This is a genomic window from Nocardia flavorosea NBRC 108225 (genome assembly GCF_001613385.1).
GTDB classification, from domain to species: Bacteria; Actinomycetota; Actinomycetes; order Mycobacteriales; family Mycobacteriaceae; genus Nocardia; species Nocardia flavorosea.
Genome location: NZ_BDCG01000010.1, coordinates 168,787 through 185,790 on the forward strand (window position 1 = coordinate 168,787; position 17,004 = coordinate 185,790).

At 68.8% G+C, this 17,004-nt stretch carries 15 protein-coding genes; 5 read left to right on the plus strand and 10 right to left on the minus strand.

The genetic code is table 11. From position 1 onward, the window contains the following. The first annotated feature begins 18 nt into the window (after nt 1–18). Together NFL01S_RS12065 and NFL01S_RS12070 are read left to right on the plus strand one after the other, a co-directional pair. Nucleotides 19–1,266 carry an aspartate aminotransferase family protein gene (locus tag NFL01S_RS12065; protein ID WP_062974436.1) on the plus strand — a complete coding sequence of 416 codons (1,248 nt, stop codon included), beginning with the start codon at nt 19–21 and terminating at the stop codon, nt 1,264–1,266. A 64-nt stretch (nt 1,267–1,330) separates the two neighbouring features. Continuing rightward, nucleotides 1,331–1,825, plus strand: coding sequence for a DUF3830 family protein (locus tag NFL01S_RS12070; RefSeq protein WP_062974438.1), 495 nt, complete (start codon nt 1,331–1,333; stop codon nt 1,823–1,825). 683 nt (nt 1,826–2,508) lie between these two features. Here the strand turns inward: NFL01S_RS12070 and NFL01S_RS12075 are convergent. Both NFL01S_RS12075 and NFL01S_RS12080 read right to left on the minus strand, forming a co-directional pair. After that, nucleotides 2,509–3,897, minus strand: coding sequence for an amidase (locus NFL01S_RS12075; RefSeq protein ID WP_218019605.1), 1,389 nt, complete (start codon nt 3,895–3,897; stop codon nt 2,509–2,511). A 29-nt stretch (nt 3,898–3,926) separates the two neighbouring features. Continuing rightward, complete coding sequence (locus NFL01S_RS12080; RefSeq protein ID WP_062974440.1) at nt 3,927–4,892, minus strand: D-2-hydroxyacid dehydrogenase; 966 nt, start codon at nt 4,890–4,892, stop codon at nt 3,927–3,929. 86 nt (nt 4,893–4,978) lie between these two features. Here NFL01S_RS12080 and NFL01S_RS12085 point away from each other — a divergent pair, with 86 nt between their 5' ends. From NFL01S_RS12085 to NFL01S_RS12095, 3 genes are read left to right on the plus strand one after another with little or no spacing between them, the layout of a single operon-like run. Beyond that, complete coding sequence (locus NFL01S_RS12085; protein ID WP_062974442.1) at nt 4,979–5,719, plus strand: maleate cis-trans isomerase family protein; 741 nt, start codon at nt 4,979–4,981, stop codon at nt 5,717–5,719. Between the two features lie 45 nt (nt 5,720–5,764). Next, nucleotides 5,765–6,496 carry a maleate cis-trans isomerase family protein gene (locus NFL01S_RS12090; protein WP_062974444.1) on the plus strand — a complete coding sequence of 244 codons (732 nt, stop codon included), beginning with the start codon at nt 5,765–5,767 and terminating at the stop codon, nt 6,494–6,496. Continuing rightward, nucleotides 6,483–7,163: a GntR family transcriptional regulator gene (locus NFL01S_RS12095; protein WP_062974445.1), complete on the plus strand. Its 681-nt coding sequence runs from the start codon at nt 6,483–6,485 to the stop codon at nt 7,161–7,163. Before NFL01S_RS12090 ends, NFL01S_RS12095 begins: the two co-directional genes overlap by 14 nt. Before the next feature lie 413 nt (nt 7,164–7,576). Here NFL01S_RS12095 and truB read toward each other — a convergent pair whose 3' ends face one another. From truB to infB, 8 genes are all read right to left on the minus strand, one after another. After that, a complete protein-coding gene (gene truB, locus NFL01S_RS12100; RefSeq protein ID WP_062974446.1) occupies nt 7,577–8,476 on the minus strand; it encodes a tRNA pseudouridine(55) synthase TruB in 900 nt (299 codons plus the stop codon). Next, a complete protein-coding gene (gene npt, locus NFL01S_RS12105; protein WP_062974448.1) occupies nt 8,476–9,144 on the minus strand; it encodes a 4'-phosphopantetheinyl transferase Npt in 669 nt (222 codons plus the stop codon). The genes truB and npt overlap by 1 nt, the downstream gene beginning before the upstream one ends. 36 nt (nt 9,145–9,180) lie before the next feature. After that, nucleotides 9,181–10,140: a metallophosphoesterase family protein gene (locus NFL01S_RS12110; protein WP_157116493.1), complete on the minus strand. Its 960-nt coding sequence runs from the start codon at nt 10,138–10,140 to the stop codon at nt 9,181–9,183. 170 nt (nt 10,141–10,310) lie between these two features. Further along, on the minus strand, nt 10,311–11,645 hold the full coding sequence (locus NFL01S_RS12115; protein ID WP_245670638.1) for an MATE family efflux transporter: 1,335 nt from the start codon (nt 11,643–11,645) through the stop codon (nt 10,311–10,313). 457 nt (nt 11,646–12,102) lie between these two features. Beyond that, nucleotides 12,103–13,110 (minus strand): DHH family phosphoesterase, encoded by a 1,008-nt coding sequence (locus NFL01S_RS12120; RefSeq protein WP_062974452.1) that lies wholly within the window; start codon nt 13,108–13,110, stop codon nt 12,103–12,105. Nucleotides 13,111–13,116: 6 nt separating this feature from the next. Beyond that, nucleotides 13,117–13,557, minus strand: a complete 441-nt coding sequence (gene rbfA, locus NFL01S_RS12125; RefSeq protein WP_062974454.1) for a 30S ribosome-binding factor RbfA — start codon at nt 13,555–13,557, stop codon at nt 13,117–13,119. Nucleotides 13,558–13,573: 16 nt separating this feature from the next. Next, a complete protein-coding gene (locus NFL01S_RS12130; RefSeq protein WP_062974456.1) occupies nt 13,574–13,864 on the minus strand; it encodes a DUF503 domain-containing protein in 291 nt (96 codons plus the stop codon). Nucleotides 13,865–13,985: 121 nt separating this feature from the next. After that, the gene (gene infB / locus NFL01S_RS34350) at nt 13,986–16,937 is read right to left on the minus strand and encodes a translation initiation factor IF-2 (RefSeq protein WP_084492617.1); all 2,952 of its coding nucleotides are present in this window, start codon (nt 16,935–16,937) and stop codon (nt 13,986–13,988) included. Nucleotides 16,938–17,004 lie beyond the last annotated feature (67 nt).

The following is a 17,004-nucleotide window of genomic DNA, read 5'->3' on the forward strand; positions in this document are numbered from 1 at the left end:
GTCCCGGGAGGCGCCACCATGGCCGAACTGTCCCCGATCCTGAAACAGGCCACTCCGGTCACCGTCGACCACGGCGAGGGCTGCTACCTCTACGACATCGACGGTCGCCGATATCTCGATTTCACGGCCGGAATCGGCGTCACGAGCACCGGCCACTGCCATCCGCACGTGGTGGCGGCGGCACAGGCCCAGGTCGCGAAACTGATCCACGGCCAATACACGACGGTGATGCATCGGCCGCTGCTCGAACTCACCGAACGCCTCGGCGCGGTGCTTCCCGCGGGATTGGATTCGGTGTTCTACTCCAATTCGGGCAGTGAAGCGATCGAAGCGGCATTGCGGCTGGCCCGCCAGGCCACCGGGCGCCCGAATGTGATCGTTTTCCACGGCGGCTTCCACGGCCGCACCGTGGCCGCCGCGACCATGACCACCTCCGGCACCCGATTCTCCGCCGGTTTCAGCCCGCTCATGTCCGGTGTGCACGTCGCCCCCTTCCCCACCGCCTACCGCTACGGCTGGAGCGAGGAGGAAGCCACCTCCTTCGCCCTGCGCGAACTCGACTACGTGTTCGCCACCCTCACCTCCCCGGCCGAAACCGCGGCCTTCGTGGTCGAACCCGTTCTCGGCGAGGGCGGGTACATCCCCGGAAACCGGGTGTTCTTCGAAGGTTTGCGTGAACGCGCCGACCGGCACGGCATCCTGCTGATCTTCGACGAGATCCAGACCGGTTTCGGCCGGACCGGAAAGTTCTTCGGCCACCAGCATTTCGGGGTCCGGCCGGATGTCATCACCATGGCCAAGGGTTTGGCCAGCGGCTTCCCCATCTCCGGAATCGCCGCCTCGGCCGAACTGATGAGCGCCGCCTGGCCCGGATCGCAAGGCGGCACCTACGGCGGTAATGCCGTGGCCTGCGCCGCCGCGCTCGCCACTCTCGAGGTGATCGAATCGGAGAACCTGGTCGAGAACGCACGGGTCCGCGGCGAACAGTTGCTGACCGGGGTGCGGGCGGCCGAGTCCAAGGCCATCGGTGACGTCCGCGGGCTGGGCCTGCTCGTCGGCGCGGAGTTCACCACCGCCGACGGCGCCCCGGACCGGGAAACCGCCACCACCGCCCAGCAACTCGCGGCCGCGAAGGGCTTGCTCCTGCTGACCTGCGGAGCGCATATGAACGTGGTGCGGATGATCCCGCCCCTCGTGGTCGCCGAAACCCAGATCACCGACGCGCTCGACATCTGGTCCGCGGTACTCGGCGAACTCGGCCACTGATCCCACCTCGCGGGGAGAACGGCCCCACGGCCGGTCTCCCCGCATGAGCACCAGGACGAAATACATGGCGCGCTATCTCACGATCACCCTCACCAAAGCCGGAATCACCTGCCGTGCCCGGCTACTCGACGAGCAGGCTCCGCGCACCTGCGCCGCGGTATGGGAGGTCCTCCCCCAGGAAGGCGATGCCTTCCACGCCAAATACGCCCGTAACGAGGTCTACACCCTGGTCCCTCGCATCCAGGACGCCCCGCGCCGCGAGAACCCCACGGTCACCCCCATTCCCGGCGACGTCTGTCTGTTCGATTTCGAACCCTGGGAAATCGGCAACCCGGCCTACGGCTACGAACCGGGAACGGCCGCCCATCACGCCCAGGGCGCCACCGATCTCGCACTGTTCTACGGCCGCAACAACCTGCTCATCAACGGCGACCTCGGCTGGGTCCCCGGCAATGTCTTCGCCACCATCGAAGACGGCCTCGACGAACTCGCCGCCGCCTGCAACACCCTATGGCTGCACGGTGCCGCCGGCGAAACCCTCGCCTTCGCTCGCGCCTGAAAAATCCTGTCTCCCTCGAGCCCGAAGCTGCGCAGGCAACCCCGGCCGATGCCCGGAACCTCGATCCCACCGAAAACGGTCTGACCCGCATTTGCTGGAGTTGTCTGCACCCTGCGGGCCAGGCCGGAGTTCTCGCCTCCACGTACCGGGACCAGGGACGGCCTGCCGGCGACGTCCTGGGGTTCCCGGCACTGGCGAAGCACTGCGCGCTCATCGGCGGTCTCGTGCCGCACGTGTCCTGGGCGCCGTTCCAGCGGGGCGGACGAACATTTCCGTACACGGCCAGACCGCTACGCACCGATATCCCCGCATCCGAACATCTGCGGAGAAGGCGGTCGCAACGTGGCCCAGCGCAGCACCGGGGCGGAGGCGGATCCCGACGCCCGCGTCACGCCGGCGACTGCGATCGAATCGTCACGGCTCCCGCCGGCAACCGAAGGACGTTCTTCACCTGGCGGTCGAGTCGAGCGGCGTAGCGGATCTCGAACCGGGCGGCGTACGTCGACGTCCGGGGCGATCGGCGTACCTGGTGGCACGATGCCGAGCGGGAGGGCCGCACCGAAGCCGGTCGAACGACGGCCCGAGGGGATTCGGGGAGGCCACAAGCGGTTCGCTCCCGCCGTATGCCGCGCCGGGCGGGTTTCCCGGACCACTGACCGATCCGAGGCCGGGCGATACCGCGGTCAGCGCGCGTCCAGTACCGCCTCCGCGAACCGGCCGACCGCCAGCACGAGATCGTCGGAATGGCGGGGGCCGACGATCTGCAGGCCCACCGGCAGTCCCTCGGTCGTCCGCCCGGCGGGAATACTCAGCGCAGGCTGCTGGGTCAAGTTGAACGGATAGGTGTAGGGCGTCCAGTCCGGCCAGTCCGACATCCCGCTGCCCGGTGGGACATCGTGACCCGCCGCGAAGGCGGTGATCGGCACCGTGGGCGTGAGGAGCAGGTCGTACACGGTGTGGAAGGTGCCCATGGCGATCGCCACTTGGGCGGCGACCGCACGGGCGTCGAGATAGTCGGTGGCGGAGAGGGTTTCGCCGTGCTCCCACACCCGGCGCAGACCGGGATCGGCGTTCTCGCGGGCGCCCGGCGGGAAGTTCGCCAGCATGGCCGCGGCTCCCGCCGCCCACATCACGTCGAAGGCTTCGCGTGGATCGGAGAACCCGGGATCGGCGGCCGAAACGCGCAGACCCGCGGCCTCCAGTGCGGTGACCGCCCCGGAGACGATCGCCTCTACCTCGGGATCGGGGTGCACATAGCCCAGCGTCGGCGAGTAGGCGGCCGTCACGCCGCGGACGTCACGCTGGATCTGGCCGCGGAAGGTGGTGAGAGTGGGCGCCAGTGCGGTGGGGTCGCGCGGGTCCGGCAGGGCGAGAATATCCAGTAGCAGCGCCGCGTCCTCGACCGTGCGGGTCAGCGGTCCGGCATGGGCGAGCGGACCGAACGGGCTGGCCGGGTACAGCGGAATGCGGCCGTGCGTGGGTTTGAAGCCGACGATGCCGCAGAACGCGGCCGGAATCCGGACGCTGCCGCCACCGTCTGTGCCCACCGAGACCGGGCCCATCCCGGCCGCAACCGCCGCGGCACTACCGCCGGAGGAGCCGCCGGCGGTCGTAGAAGGGTCGACGGGGTTGCGGGTGATACCGGTCAGCGGGCTGTCCGTCACGCCTTTCCAGGCGATCTCGGGTGTGGTGGTCTTACCCACCATCACCATCCCGTCCTCACGCACCCGGGCGGCGACGGGACTGTCCACCGGCCAGGGGCCTTCCGGGCCGATGCTCAGCGAGCCGCGGCGGGTCGGCCAGTCCTCGGTCAGGAAGATGTCCTTGATCGAGATCGGCACACCGTCGAGCAGTCCGCGGACGTGCCCGGATTGCCAGCGTGCCTCGGAATCCTTGGCTTGTACCAGCGCGCGGTCGGGATCGACGAGGCAGTAGGCGTTGATCTCGGTATCCCGGGCGGTGATTGCGGCAAGTACGGCCTCGGTCGCCTCCACCGGGGACAATGCCCCGGCGGCGTAGGCGGAGACCAGTTCGACCGCGGTCATGCCGACGGGATCGGTCGGTCGGGGCACCTCGGGCTGGTTCATCTGCGGCCTTCCCTTCAGCCGGGCACATACCCCAGCGTCTTGTCGACGACGTTGTCCAGTGGGCGTCCCGCCAGCCAGTGCTCGAAATTCTCGGTGAACACGGTGACGATCTCCGTGCGCCAGCCGGCGAAATCACCGGAATTGTGCGGGGTGATATGCGCATTGGGCAACTGCCACAAAGGATGCCCGGGTGGCAGCGGTTCCGGGTCCACCACATCCAGCGCGGCGCCGGCGATCGCGCCGGTCTCCAACGCGGCGACCAGATCGTCGGTGACCACCAGTTCACCACGCCCGACATTGACGAAGCGGGCATGCGGTTTCATGGCACCGAATGCCCGGGCGTCGAACATATGCCGGGTGTCGTCGGTCAGCGGGGCGATGGCAACGACATAGTCGGCGGCGGGGAGTTCGGCGATCAGATCGGTGGCGACGGTGCCGAAATCGGGGTCGCCGGTGCGGGCGCGGCGCCCCACCGCGCGGATCCGCATACCGGCGGCCCGCAGCAATCCGGCGACAGCGCGCCCGATCGATCCGGTGCCGACGACGAGCGCGGTGGCTCCGGCTATCCGCTCGGATTCGCGATGTTGCCAGATCTCCTGGCGCTGCAGCCGCTTCGACCCCGAGAGATCTTTGGCGAAATCGAGAATCTGGCCGAGCACGTATTCGGCGATCGCGGTATCGAAGACTCCGCGGGTGTTGGTGACGACCACATCGCTGTCGCGCAGTTCGTCGAACATCACCGTATCGACGCCGGTGGCGCCGATATGCAGCCAGCTCAGCCTGTCGGCCGCCGGCCAGGCATCGGGCAGGGCGTGGGACTGGAAGTCGTAGATGAACAGCACATCGGTACCGGGCAGCGCGGCGGCCAGCCCGGCCGAATCCGTGTAGCGCACCGTGGCCCGCGCATCGACCGGTGCCATCAGCGCCGGATCGGGCTGCTGGTCACTGTGCACAATCGTGACGATGGGGCCCGATTTCATATTGACACAGTATGGTCACATCGTATGATTGTCAACAATCCGATCGTTCTCGGAGGTCTTCCCGGCTGAGTGCGAGAGGGGCCGCAGTGGAGTTCGATTTTCCCGATATCGAGGGCCCGGTCGCGCAACGGGGCATCGGTGTCATCGCACCGTTCGACCTCGCCCTGGAGCGTGAACTCTGGCGCTGGGCACCACTGGAAGTGAGCCTGCACCTGGCCCGCACACCCTACGAACCGGTCCCGGTATCGCTGGCCATGGCCGAACTGGTCTCCGACGCGACCCATCTGACCGCCGCGACCCGCAACGTTCTGCACGTGGAACCCGAAGTCGTCGCCTATCTGTGCACCTCCGGTAGTTTCATCAAGGGCATCGAATACGAACGCTCACTGCGGGAAACGATCTGCCGGGCGGGCGCGGCCAACGCGGTCACGACCTCCGGAGCACTTCTCGAGGCGATCGGCCATCTCGGCATCACGAATCTGTCGATCATGACCCCCTACGACGAGGTCCTCACCGGCAAACTGCGCGACTTCCTCGCCGAAGCGGGGTGCGCGGTGGTCCGCTCCGACCACCTCGGCCTGGGCGGCGGGATCTGGAAGGTCAACTACCGCACCATTGCCGAACGAATCCTGGGCGCCGACGATCCGCGCGCCGAGGCGATTTTCGTCAGCTGCACGAACCTGCCCACCTACGACATCATCGAACCGCTGGAGAAGGTTCTGGGCAAACCGATTCTCACGGCCAACCAGCTCACCATGTGGGCCTGTCTCGGGCGGATGAAACTGCCGATGATGGGTCCGGGCCGCTGGCTGCTGGAGGTGTTCTGAAAGATGATGTCCCCGAACGTAACCCAGCTCGGAAACGGAGGGCCCATGCCGGCGCCGACCATCGGATTCATCTACCCGGACCATGCCGCCGAGGACGATTACCCACGAGCGGAGACCCTGCTGGACGCACGGTTGCCGGTGGCCCATATCTACGGCACCGATCTGCACGCCGTACCCGAACTGCTGGATCTGGGCAGCCCGGGCAAACTCCGCGACGGCGCCGCCCGGCTCGCGGCGCACCGGCCGGACGCTGTTGTCTGGGCCTGCACCTCGGGCAGTTTCGTCTACGGCCCGGACGGCGCCCGCGAACAGGTCCGGGGACTGGCCGAAGCCGCGGGCGTTCCGGCTTCCAGCACCAGTTTCGCGTTCGTGGCGGCCGCGCAGGCACTGGGTATCCGGCGGGTGGCGGTCGCGGCGAGCTACCCGGCGGATGTAGCCGGGCTGTTCGCCGATTTCCTGGCCGATGCCGGGATCACCGTGGCCGCATCTGCGAGCGCGGGTATCGAAACCGCTGCCGAAGTAGGCACGCTCGAACCGGAGCAGGTACTGGCGCTGGCGCGGGCAAATGATCATCCGGAGGCCGAGGCCCTGCTGATCCCCGATACCGCCATGCATACCCTCGAGGTGCTGCCCCGCTTGGAGGCGGCACTGGGGAAACCGGTACTCACCGCCAACCAGGTCACCATCTGGGAGGGGTTGCGACTCGCCGGCGCGACCCGGATCGTCCCGGCACTGGGCGCGTTGTTCGCGGAAAGGCCCGCATATGTCGGTCATTGATTTCGAACCCGTCAATCAGCGCTCCACCGCGGAGATGATCGCCGACCGCCTCCGGGAGGCGATCATGCGCGGCGCTCTGGAACCGGGCGCGCAGCTGGGTGAGGCGGATCTTGCGGCGCAGTTCGGGGTCTCTCGCGGACCGGTCCGGGAAGCGATGCAGCGGCTGGTTTCGGAGGGGCTGCTGCACAGTATCCGCAACCGCGGAATATTCGTCATCGAACTCACCCTCGCCGATGTCGTCGACATCTACCGGTCGCGCACCGCGATCGAAGGAGGTGCGCTCGCGCTGATCCTCGACGGCCGCCGCGACAGCGCCTACGAGGCACTTGCACCGAGCGTCCAGGCCATGCTCGAACAGGCCGCAGCCGGCGACGCCGCGGGGGTCTCCGACGCCGACCAGCAATTCCACGAGGCCCTCGTCGCGGCGGCGGACAGCACGCGACTCGTCCGGGCGGCCCGCACCCTACTGATCGAAACCCGGATGTGCCTGGGCAAACTACAGACCACCTACCCCGACCTGCGCGAGCAGGCCGACGAGCACGTGGCACTACGGGAGGCGATCGGCGCCGCATCCCCGGCACGCGCGCACCGTCTGCTGCGCGACCATATGGACGACGCCGTCCAGCGCCTGCGCGACCAATACGCCGAAGAACCCATCCCGGGGTGAACCCCCGGATGCGCACCGTACGCTCGCACGAGGTCTTCGCCCGTCGCCCTGCCGAGCCGGCCCCGGCAAGGCGACGACAGGACGCCCGCGCCCGACCGGCGCCGGGGTATCTGTGACAGCACCGACCCGACGGCCGATGCCGCCGGTTCGACGCCGTAAAGCACAGCGCCGGCGCCGCCGGGCAGAAGACCGAACGGATTTCGCCGGATCCGCGGGCAGCCGACCGGCTTGTGCACTGCTCCTCTACGACCGAGTCCACAGCAGCGAGGGGCGGCTCGGACAGGGGCCGATCACTCAGCCGGACGGGTTACGGAAGCGCCGGGCCGACGGCCGACCTCCGACACCCGGCAAGGCCGGTCTACCGGACCTGTGGTCCTCGGTTGCGCCGGGCGGTACCGGAAACCCGTGGTCGTTCAGTCGATCAAGCCCCTCGGGCGCACCACCAGGACGGGTGCGGCGCGTTTACCCTCCTCCTGGAGCAGCGCGATCGCCCGTCCGTCCTCGGTGAGTGCGGCATGGACGCCGGTGATACCGATCGGGTCGAGCCAGCGGCCGTCCCGTAGTTTCTCGACATCATCCGCGCCGATCACGCGGTGCGGGAAAGACAACCGGACGGCGGCGTCGATATCGAGACTCGGAACGGGATCCTCTGCCAACTGTTCGAGGGTGCGGGCATGTTCGAGAGTGAACGGGCCGACCCTGGTGCGGCGCAACGCGGTCAGGTGACCGCCCACTCCCAGCGCGGCCCCCAGATCGCGTGCCAGCGCGCGGATGTAGGTGCCGGACGAGCATTCGACGACCACATCGAGATCCACCACATCGGGCTCGGCGATATCGCGGCGGCCGAGTACGTCGAATCGGGAGACCGTCACCGGCCGGGCGGCGAGCTTCACCTCTTCACCGGCGCGGTGCCGGGCATAAGCGCGTTCGCCGCCGACCTTGATGGCACTCACCGTCGCCGGCACCTGCTGGATATCACCCGTGAGCGCGGCGACCTCCCCGGCGATATCGGCATCGGTGATATGCCCGGCCGCCGCGGTGGTCAGTACCTCCCCCTCGGCGTCGTCGGTGGTCGTGGCGCAGCCCAGCCGGATCGTCGCGGTGTAGGCCTTGGTGGTGAGGGTGAGCAGACCCAGTAGTTTCGTGGCGCGCTCCACGCCGAGTACCAGTACCCCTGTAGCCATCGGATCGAGCGTGCCGGCGTGGCCGACCTTCTTCGTGTGCAACAGCTTCCGGGACCGGGCCACGATATCGTGGCTGGTCGGGCCGGTGGGTTTGTCGACGATCAGCAGACCGCCCAGGATATCGGCCATCAGCTGTGCGCGATCGCCGTCAGGATGAATCCGCCGGTGATCAGCCAGCGGCCGTCGAACGAGGTGAGGGGCGCACCGCCGTCGCCGGTCTGCCCGGGCACCAGCAGTTCCGACCGGAACGTACCCGCCCCGGTTCCGGCGCCCTGCTCCTCGACGGTGAAGGTGATGTGCGCGTCCTCGAAACCCAACCAGCGAGTGGTGAGCGGGAACCACGCCTTGTACGTGGCCTCCTTCGCGCAGAACAGCAGCCGATCCAGATGCAGCCCGGAACCGGCGAGGCGCAACCACTCCCGTTCCGCGGGCAGGCTCACCGAATCCAGTACGCCCTCGGGCAGGGTTTCGTGAGGTTCGGCGTCGATCCCGATCGAGCGATACCGCAATGTGTGGGCCAGCGCCGCGCCCCGGAAACCGTCACAGTGCGTGAGGCTGCCGACGATCCCGCGCGGCCATACCGGCGCACCGCGCTCGCCTTTACCGATCGCCACCGGTGGCTCCCCCAACTGCGCGAGTGCCTGGCGGGCGCAGTGCCGCGCGCCGATGAAATCGCGGCGCCGCTTCTCCACCGATTTCGCGATCAGCGGTTCCTCGGCGGGGTGCGCTTTCAGATCCTCCGGATAGTCCAGCAACTCGGCGGAGGCGATATCGGCGGGCAGGATTGTCTCGATCATCGTCGGTGAGCCTACTGGGTGTCGCCGGTCGCCGGTTCAGGCGAGCCCGCGGCGGCGCTGGGCCTTGTCCCGCATCTCGGCGGCCGCGGCAGCCATCTCCGGCGTCACCTTGAAGTGGCCACCCCATTCGTTCAGGTCGCCGGGCCCGTACCTGGGGTCGGGCAGGATCTGTCGGAGAAGTTTCTCGGGTTTCCCGCGCTTCTGCCATTCCCTCGGGTAACCGAGCGAGACCTCCTCGAACCGGACACCGTCGTAGTAGGTGGTGCGCGGAATGTGCAGGTGACCGTATACGGCGCAGACCACGTTGTAGTGGGTGTGCCAGTCCGCGGTGTGCTCGGTACCGCACCACAGGGCGAATTCGGGATACCAGAGCATATCGGTGGGTTCGCGGACCAGTGGGAAGTGGTTGATCAGCACCAGAGGTGTGGCGTCGGGCAGATTGTCCAGTTTGCGGCGGGTGGCACGGACCCTGGCTTCGCACCAGGCGTCCCGGGTGAGGTACGGGTCCGGGGTGAGCAGGAATTCGTCGGTGGCCACCACATTGCGTTCCCGGGCGATGGCCAGCCCCTCGGCCTTCGTACGCGCGCCTTCGGGCCGGAAGCTGTAGTCGTAGAGCAGGAACAGCGGAGCCAGCGTCACCGCGCCGCCGTAGGCCTCGGCACCGGCGCCGGTCCACACCGGAAACGGATCCTCCGGAGTGAGTACATCGAGGTCCCGGCACATGGCGACCAGATAGTCGTAGCGGGCGGCCCCGTGCATCTGCACCGGGTCTTTGGCAGTCGTCCACAGTTCGTGGTTACCGGGTACCCAGATCACCTTCGCGAAGCGTTCGCGCAGCAATTTCAGGGCCCAGCGGATATCGTCGCTGCGTTCGGCGACGTCACCGGCGACGATCAGCCAATCCTCGGACGAATCGGGCCGGATGTCCTCGACGACCGGTTTGTTGCCCTGGTGACCGACATGGATATCGCTCACCGCCATCAACTTGGGTATCACCACACCTACCTTCGCATACCGCCGGCCCGAGCCGGCGCACCTACCGATCGCGGGCGGCGATCACGCTGTGTCCATTGGCATGAGCGAGACCAGCGCTCGGTCCACCTGCCGAGGCGGAGGCCCGAGCGCCGGCGAAGGTGATCGCACCACCGCCTCCGGGTCCGACTCGCTCAGGCCGGGATTTCGGCCCCGACCCGGACCCACCGGCCCGACAGCCACCGCGTACTCACAGCGACCAGCCTCAACAACATGAACGCGATCAGCCCGCACCAGATTCCGCCGATCCCCCAGTCGAACGCCGGCGACAGCCAGATCGCCGGCAGGAAACCGAGCAGTGCCGCGCCCAGCGTGGTGGTCCGCAGGTAGGCCGCGTCGCCGGCGCCGAGCAGCACCCCGTCCAGCGCGAACACCACACCGGCCACCGGGATCATCACCACGAAGAACCACCACACCACGCCGGTCCGGTCCAGGACCGCGGCGTCGGCGGTGAACAGCGGCGGTATCCAGGCGGCGCTCACGGCGAACACCGCGGCCAGGCCCACCGCGAACACTGTCGACCACGCGGTGACCCGGCGGGCCACCGACCGCGCACCCGCCGCGTTGCGTGCACCCAGAGCCGAACCGACCAGTGTCTGCGCAGCGATGGCCAATGAGTCGAGGGTGAGTGCGAGGAAATTCCACAGCTGCAACACCAGTTGATGCGCCGCCACCGAGGGTGCGCCGAACCGGGATGCCACCGCCGCGGCGGAAACGAAGCACGCTTGGAACGCCAGGCTGCGCGCGATGAGATCGCGTCCCATGACGAGCTGGGCTTTCATCACCGGCAACCGCGGCGCAAGCGGCACTCGGGCCCGGACCAGAGCGCCTACGAAAAGTACCGCCGTAACCAGCTGGCCGATCACATTGGCCACCGCCGAACCGGGCAGGCCCAGCCGCGGCAGCCCGGCCAGTCCGTGCACCAGCAGCGGGCAGAGCACCGCCGACAGCGCGAGCCCCGCCACCACGTAGGTGAGCGGCCGCCGAGTCTGCTGAACGCCGCGCATCCACCCGTTCCCGGCCATGGACAGCAGGATCAGCGGTACCCCGAACAGCGCGATCCGCATCCAGGCCAGCGCCTCCGCCGCGATCTCGGCATCACCGGCGATCACCTCCGCGACGGGGACGGCCGCGACCTGAACCACCAGCAGGATCAGCACTCCGATCCCGCCCGCCAGCCAGCTGGCCTGCACGCCCTCCGCGACCGCACCGGGTTCGTCACCGGCACCGTGCCGGCGCGCCGAACGCGCGGTCGTACCGTAGGCGAGAAAGGTCAGCTGGGAACTCACCTGAGTGAGAATCAGGCCGCCGACCGCGAGGCCGGCCAGCGCCAACGCACCGAGCCGGCCCACCACCGCGAGGTCGAACAGCAGATAGATCGGTTCGGCCACCAGAACGCCGAGAGTCGGCAGCGCCAGCCCCAGTATCCGCCGGGGCCCGACGGATACCTCGGCGGACGAAGCAGTCACCTCCGCCTGCACGTCACTCCCTGCCCATCCTCACTTTGCCCGCAGAAAATCTACGGCCCCCGCCGTACGCGTCCGACCGCCGTGCACGCTAGCGGAACGCTCCGACACCTGGCCGCCTCCCGATCCGACCGCGCGGAACCTGCGTACGGACGCCGCCCCACACCCACCGTCCCCGCCCTGCAGCCGACGAACCGCACTGCCACCGACCGGCAGACAATACACGGCCTGCAGTTGCGTCAGCTCCGGCCAAGGCCGATTTCGAGGTGGTGCGTCGGCGGCCCCACGCAGCGACCGGGTTGCGCCGGCCTCACCGCCCGAACGGTCGCGGCGCCCGGGACATCTCAGCCGCTCGGCACCACCCGTCGGGCCGCACGGCGTGCTACGTCCCGCGGCAGCCCTGCGCGACGCGTCGACGGCTCGGCAGGTGCCGACACGGCCGAGCGGTCTGCCGGGCACCTCAGTCCAGTGCGGTGCGCAACTGGGCGAGGATTTCTTCGGGTTCCCCGTAGGTCGTGTAACCGGCCGCGTAGCGATGCCCACCGCCGCCGAGCCTCGTGGCGATGGCCGCGACATCGGCGCCGTCGTCGGTTCCGGGACCGCTGTCCTTGGAACGCAGCGATACCGTCCAGCGCCGACGGTCGTCGACGGGCCGGGCTTCTTTGAACACCGCGGCGATCCCGGCCTCGGCGGTCGCTCGCACGATATCGACGACGCTTTCCGCCTCTTCCTGGCGAACACCTTCGAGATCGGTGGCCAGCACGAACGCGGCAACCAGACCCGTACCGCCGTGGGCTTCGGGCTCGAGCCGCGCGGAGGCGAGCACCGTGGACAGCATCTGCAACCAGGCGAACGGATGGGTGTCCATCAGGGTTCGGGTGATGGCGCCACCGTCTATCCCGGTGGCCAGCAACCGTTCGGCCAAGGCATGTGTGCCCGGCGTCACCCAGCGGAACGAGCCACTGTCGGTGGCCAACCCCGCGAACAGGCAGTGGGCGATCTCGGCGTCGATCGGCTCCTGCCACCGATCCAGCAGCGCAGTGAGGACACTCGCCGTGGACACGGCATCCGGGTCGATCAGATTGACCGCACCGAACCGGGTGTTCGACCGGTGATGATCGATCACCAGCGTGGTCCGGGCGCCCGCCAGCCGATCGGCCAGCGCTCCCAACCGTCCCGCGCTACCGCAGTCGACGGTCACCAGCACGTCCACCTCGGCCGGTACCTCGGCCGGCGGGACCAGGAACCGCGATCCCGGCAGCGTGCGCAGCGCGTACGGCAGCTCGGTGGGTTCGGCGAACGACACCCGCACCGGCACACCCCGCCGGTCCAGGACCTGGGCAAGGGCCAGCCCGCTGCCGAGGGTGTCGGCATCGGGCTGGATATGACAGAGGACGGTGACCGAACGCGCGGTATCGAGCACCCGTACGGCGGCCGCGTAGTCCACGGCGGCACCGGTTGTGGTCATGGCGGCTCAGTCGTCGTCGCGGGGTGTTTTGTACGGGTCCGCATCACCGGCGGGTTTCGCCTCGGCCGCCACCCGGGCTACCTCGTCGTCGGCCGCGCGCGCCCGGGCCAGCAGATCCTCCATCTGCCGGGCCGCGTCGGGCACGGTGTCGAGCACGAAGGCCAAGGTGGGGGTGAATTTCACGCCGGTACCAGCACCCACTTTCGACCGCAGCACGCCCTTGGCCTTCTCCAGCCCGGCCGCGGCGGCGGTGTAGTCGGGTTCGGCGTCGACGGTTTCACCCATCACGGTGTAATAGATGGTCGCTTCGCGGAGATCGCCGGTGACCTTGGCGTCGGTGACGGTGATGAAACGCAGCCGCGGGTCCTTGATCTCGTATTCGATCGCGGTGGCCACGATCGCGGAGATCCGTTTGGCGAGCCGGCGTGCCCTGGCTTGATCCACCATGGCCGCTCCTTTCCCTTCAGTCCTCGGGTCCGAAGACGCGGCGGCGTACTGCCAGCAACTGTAACTCCGGACGGGCCGCGACATGGCGTTCGCATTTGTCGAGCACGGCCGTCAGATGATCCATACCGGCCGCCACCATCGCCACGGCGAGCAATGTGCGCCGGTAGCGGTCGTGTTCCCCGGCCTCGGCGGTACTGACCCCGAAACGCTGGAGCTCGGCCAGGAGCGGCCGCACCACCGAACGCTTCTCCTTCAGAGAGTGCACATCACCCAGCAGGATGTCGAACTCGAGTGCACCGAGGTACACGCAACCTCCCAGTTATAGCGACGACGCGGCACCGGGGCCCGCAGCGCGGCGAGTCCCGGGGCCTGTCGTGCCGATATCGATGACCGGGCCCGGACAAGCGGAGTCCGGGCCCGTATCACAGTCAGTCGCGCGGCTTCTCGCGCAACTCGTAGGCCTCGATGATGTCGCCCTCCTTGATATCGGAGTACGTCAGCGTCATACCGCATTCGAAGCCTTCGCGGACCTCCATGGCGTCGTCCTTCTCGCGGCGCAACGAGCTGATCGTCGTGGATTCGGCGACCACCATGTTGTCGCGGAGCAGACGAGCCTTGGCATTGCGCTTCACGGCGCCCGAGGTGACCATGCAGCCGGCGATGAGACCGATCTTGGACGACCGGAAGATCGCCCGGATTTCGGCGCGGCCCAGTTCGACCTCTTCGTAGACCGGCTTGAGCATGCCCTTGAGCGCACTCTCGATCTCGTCGATGGCCTGGTAGATCACCGAGTAGTACCGGATATCCACGCCTTCGCGGTTGGCCAGTTCGGTGGCCTTGCCCTCCGCCCGGACGTTGAACCCGATGATGATCGCGTTCGACGCGGACGCCAGGTTGACGTTGGTTTCGGTGACACCACCGACACCGCGGTCGATGACCCGCAAGCGCACCTCGTCGTCGATCTCGATCCCGAGCAGGGCCTCTTCCAGCGCCTCGACGGTACCGGAGTTGTCGCCCTTCAGGATCAGGTTCAGCTCGCTGGTTTCCTTCAGCGCGGCATCCAGATCCTCGAGGCTGATCCGCTTACGGCTCCGTGCGGCCAGTGCGTTGCGCTTACGCGCATTGCGCCGGTCGGCGATCTGCCGGGCGATCCGGTCCTCGTCGACGACGAGCAGGTTGTCGCCCGCGCCCGGTACCGAGGTGAAGCCGACGACCTGGACCGGTCGCGACGGCAGCGCCGCCTCGACATCGGCCCCGTGCTCGTCGACCATGCGCCGGACACGGCCGTAGGCGTCGCCCGCCACGATCGAATCGCCGACCCGTAGCGTGCCGCGCTGGATGAGCACCGTGGCGACCGGGCCGCGACCGCGGTCCAGATGCGCTTCGATGGCCACACCCTGGGCGTCCTGTTCCGGGTTGGCCCGCAGGTCCAGGGCGGCGTCTGCGGTGAGCAGCACTGCTTCGAGCAACGCGTCGATATTGATGTTCTCCCGGGCGGAGATGTCGACGAACATGGTTTCGCCGCCGTATTCCTCGGCCACCAGGTTGTATTCGGTCAGCTGCTGCCGGATCTTCTCCGGGTTCGCGCCTTCCTTGTCGATCTTGTTGACCGCCACCACGATCGGCACATCGGCCGCTTGCGCGTGGTTGATCGCCTCCACCGTCTGCGGCATCACACCGTCATCGGCGGCGACCACCAGAATCGCGATATCGGTGGCCTTCGCACCACGGGCACGCATGGCGGTGAACGCCTCGTGACCCGGGGTGTCGATGAAGGTGATCAGCCGGTCTTCCTCGCCGAGATGGGTCATCACCTGGTAGGCGCCGATGTGCTGGGTGATACCGCCGGCCTCGCCCTCGCGGACGTTGGCCTTACGGATGGTATCCAGCAGCCGGGTCTTACCGTGGTCGACGTGGCCCATCACGGTGACCACCGGCGGCCGCTGCTCGAGGTCTTCCTCGCCGCCTTCGTCCTCGCCGTAGGTGAGGTCGAAGGATTCCAGCAGCTCGCGGTCCTCGTCTTCGGGGCTGACCACGTGCACGACGTAGTTCATCTCGCTGCCGAGCAGTTCCAGGGTCTCGTCGTTCACCGACTGGGTCGCGGTGACCATTTCGCCGAGGTTGAACAGCGCCTGGACCAAGGCGGCCGGGTTGGCGTCGATCTTCTCCGCGAAATCGGACAGCGACGCGCCGCGAGCGAGGCGGATGACCTCACCGTTACCGCGCGGCAGCCGCACCCCGCCGACCGACGGAGCCTGCATCGAATCGTATTCCTGGCGCTTCTGCCGCTTCGACTTGCGACCACGCCGCGGCGCGCCACCGGGACGGCCGAAGGCACCAGCCGCGCCACCGCGACCACCGGGGCCACCCGGACGGCCACCACCGGGACGACCACGGAAGCCGCCACCACCGGCGGGTGCACCGGTACCGGCGGGCGCGCCGCCGCCACCGCGGTAACCGCCGCCACCACCGGGACGACCGCCGCCACCGGCGCCGGGACGACCCGGACGGCCACCGGCCGCGGGGCCGGGGCGTGCCGAACGCTGAGGCATCGCACCGGGGGTCGGGCGGGGAGGCATGGAGGCCGGGCTCGGCCGCGGGCCGCCGGGACGTGGGCCACCCTGGGCAGCTGCGGGCCGCTGGCCACCGGGGCCGGGGCGCGGAGCGTTCTGACCGGGACGGGGACCACCCTGGCCCGGACGCGGACCGCCCTGGGCGGGCCCCGGACGCGGGCCACCCTGCCCCGGTGTCGGGCGGGGGCCCGGCTGCGGACGCGGTGTCGGACGCTCACGTTCGGGCGCCGAAGAATACGGATTGTTGCCGACCCGAGGCGGTTTCGGACCGGGTTTCGGGCCGGGCCGGGCCGGGCTCGGGCCGGGCGCGGCCGGACGCTGCTGGGCACCCGGGCGAGCGGCGGGGGTGGCCGGTTTGGCCGCCGGAGCCTGCGCCGCTTCCCGGCTGGGCGCGGGCGCGGGGCCCGGCTTCACCGCCGGGCCGGGCCGCGGAGCGGCGGCCGGCTTGGGCCCACTGTCGGCGGCCGGGGCCGGTGTGGCCTCGGCAGCCGGTGCGGATTCGGCGGGCCCCTGCTGCCCCGTGGGGGCCGGGGTGCGCGGACCTGGCCGCGGACCGGGAGCCGCGGGTTTGGCGCCGGTCGCAGGACCGGGACGGGCCGACGACGGTTTGGATCCGTTCGACCTGTCGGATTTCGCCGGCGCGGATTTCGCCGCGAACGATTCGCGCAGCCGGCGCGCGACGGGTGCCTCCACCGTCGACGAAGCCGACTTCACGAACTCGCCTTGCTCCTTGAGCTTCGCGAGTAGTTCTTTACTCGTGACACCGAGTTCTTTTGCCAACTCGTGCACGCGGGCCTTGCCTGCCACTGCTCTCCTCACTGAGAGGTCGAGCAGCGCCGCCCGCCTGCTGGCGGGGCCCCGCACGACCTCGGGT